This is a genomic window from Gammaproteobacteria bacterium (genome assembly GCA_003696665.1).
In the GTDB taxonomy this organism is placed as follows: Bacteria; Pseudomonadota; Gammaproteobacteria; order Enterobacterales.
The window spans coordinates 1-2,749 of sequence record RFGJ01000301.1; the positions used below are offsets into that span (position 1 = coordinate 1).

General features: G+C 48.2%; 5 protein-coding genes. 3 read left to right on the forward strand and 2 right to left on the reverse strand.

From position 1 onward, the window contains the following. From D6694_08180 to D6694_08190, 3 genes are all read left to right on the forward strand, one after another. On the forward strand, window positions 1–298 hold a 298-nt coding region (locus D6694_08180; protein RMH42242.1), incomplete at its 5' end, for an HlyD family secretion protein. Next, entirely contained in the window at window positions 295–1,218 is a 924-nt protein-coding gene (locus D6694_08185) for an ABC transporter ATP-binding protein (protein ID RMH42243.1), read from the forward strand. The genes D6694_08180 and D6694_08185, both read left to right, overlap by 4 nt. A 29-nt stretch (window positions 1,219–1,247) precedes the next feature. Further along, window positions 1,248–2,345, forward strand: coding sequence for an ABC transporter permease (locus tag D6694_08190; protein RMH42245.1), 1,098 nt, complete (start codon window positions 1,248–1,250; stop codon window positions 2,343–2,345). A gap of 51 nt (window positions 2,346–2,396) precedes the next feature. Here the strand turns inward: D6694_08190 and D6694_08195 are convergent, their stop codons facing one another. Continuing rightward, window positions 2,397–2,675, reverse strand: a complete 279-nt coding sequence (locus D6694_08195; GenBank protein ID RMH42244.1) for a hypothetical protein — start codon at window positions 2,673–2,675, stop codon at window positions 2,397–2,399. Between the two features lie 3 nt (window positions 2,676–2,678). After that, window positions 2,679–2,749, reverse strand: a 71-nt coding sequence (locus tag D6694_08200; protein ID RMH42246.1) for a hypothetical protein, incomplete at its 5' end; no start/stop codon positions are given.

Sequence of the window (2,749 nt, forward strand, 5' to 3'; positions counted from 1 at the left end):
GGTTGGCGCGGGAACGCCTGTGCTTGCATTATTATCAGAGAAACGCATTAAAGTTCGGTTTTATATTCCAGAAAAGCAGCGGGCCAATTTTCACATTGGACAAAAAGTGACAATTACCCAAGATGGCTCACCCCCGGTTCCTGCACGGATCCAATTTATCGCCCGCAAAGTGGAATACACGCCACCTGTTATTTTTAGCGAACAAACAAGGGCTTCGTTAGTTTTTGCTGCGGACGCTGTGCCGATTCAGTCTAAAAACCCACTAAAACCGGGCATGCCCGTTGAGATCACGCCATGAGTGAATTTGCCATTGATGTGTCTCATCTGAGCAAGAAATTTGGCAATAAAGTGGCGGTTGATGACCTAAGTCTACAATTGCCAAAAGGACAGGTGTGGGGTTTTCTTGGCCCCAACGGCTCCGGAAAAACCACGACAATCCGCATGCTCTGCGGCCTGCTCCAGCCCACAAGCGGTTACGGCCAATGTTTGGGCTATGACCTTGTCAAGGACGCCGAAAAAATCAAGCAGAATATCGGTTACATGACACAGCAATTTTCCTTTTGGTCAGATATGACCGTTCGAGAAAATTTGGAATTTGTCGCACGTCTTTATGAGTTACGTCCGGTTCATGAGATTGTGACACACACATTGGAATCAATGGGCCTGCACGACCGCCAAAAACAACTGGCGGGCACATTGTCCGGGGGATGGAAACAGCGTCTTGCACTCGCTGCGGTCAGTATGCATCGACCTAAACTGATGCTGTTAGATGAACCAACCGCGGGCGTCGATCCTCAAGCAAGGCGCGACTTCTGGGAACGAATTCATCAGCTTGCAGACAACGGCGTCACCGTCCTGGTATCAACGCATTACATGGATGAAGCGGAACGTTGTGATCGTATCGTTTATATGTCTCGTGGAAAAATTCTAGCGCAGGGCACCGTGGGCGAAATCATTAACCAAACCGGGCTCAAAACAGTGCAAGGCCTCGGACCAGAGGTGCGACACCTTATCCAATCCTTAAAACAGATACCGGGCGTGGCCTATGTTGCCTATTTTGACGGTGCAGTGCATGTCAGCAGTTGCGACGAACATGTGCTCAGCAGCATTCAACAGACATTTCAATCAGACGTACAGTGGCGCTGGACACAAACGCCCCTTGAAGCCGCATTCATAGCACTTTCGCAACAGCGGGAACACCGGGAGAATGAAAGATGAAATTCAACTGGCGTCGCAGTTTAGCTGTTCTGATAAAAGAATTTATTCAAATGCGGCGCGACAGACTGACATTTGCCATGATGATTGGCATTCCAATCATTCAACTTATCTTATTTGGATTCGCCATTAACATGGATCCGAAACATTTACCGACGGCAGTCTATGTACAAGAACGCTCCCCTCTGGCGCTGCGAATTTTAGATGCCCTGAGGGCGTCTGGTTATTTCAATATCCAGAAAGAGATTGTGGATGGAGAAACCGTTGAAGACGAACTCGTATCGGGCAGGTATGCTTTTATCATCCGCATCCCCGAAGGACTGACACGCAATATTATTCGAGGTGAAAATGTTTCTCTCGCAATTGAAGTCGATGCTACCGATCCTGCAGCAACCGCCAACGCTTTGGGGCAATTATCGGGCATCACGAACCATGTCATGGAAGAATACTTCAAAGGCCCCTTAACATCGCTCCGCCCCAAAGCTCCCGCCCTCCAATGGATCATTCATCGACACTTTAATCCGGAAGGGGTGACTCAATACAACATCGTCCCTGGACTGCTCGGCGTAATTCTGACCATGACGATGGTATTGATTACGTCCATTGCCGTCACTCGGGAGATTGAACGAGGCACGATGGAAAACCTACTTGTCTTACCACCGCGTCCAAGCGAAGTGATGCTCGGAAAAATCATCCCCTACGTTCTGATCGGCATCATCCAAACGATGATTATCCTGTTCGCCGCCACCAGACTTTTCCATATCCCATTTACGGGTGATGGAATATTATTTGCCGCTGGCGTCGGAATTTTTATTTTGGCGAACCTCTCGATTGGCTTTCTCTTTAGCACCCTCGCGAAAACACAAATGCAAGCCATGCAAATGACTTTCTTTTTCTTTTTGCCTTCTATTTTATTATCCGGTTTCATGTTCCCATTTCAGGGGATGCCTGAGTGGGCACAATTCATCGGTCAACTTTTACCATTGACGCATTTTCTGCCAATCGTCCGGGGCGTCATGCTGAAAAATGCGACCTTAGATGCCCTGTTACAAGATTTTCTATTCTTACTGGTAATGACCATTGCCGTTGGCTTACTGGCAATAACAAGATATCGAAAAACTCTTGATTGATGTAAAGTCCCAAACCCTCTTACAGGCCAAGCGAAATAACGTGACCGGAATTTATCCCCAAACAGAAGCTGCTAATGGCAGTACAACCCCACTTTTGGACACTGCTAAAATTGGGGGATTACCATTGGCCCCGTCAGCTTTGTCAATAAGGTGAATCCGTTTGACATCTTTCGCTTGAATGTCCTTGGCCATTTCTTGCTTGGCGCAAGTGGTGCCAGTGTTACCATCACAAGCCGCTTCATACCCGGTCGGGTCCACACCCGCCAGCGGGTTGTTCAGGATATAGTTGTAAGGATCCAGGCCCTTGTAATGACCCCCTGATTTCTGCACACTTTACGCTGCAAATTGCGTAGGTGGTCGATATCCAAGCGCCTGATGAGGTCGCTCGGTGTTATAGTAACGTA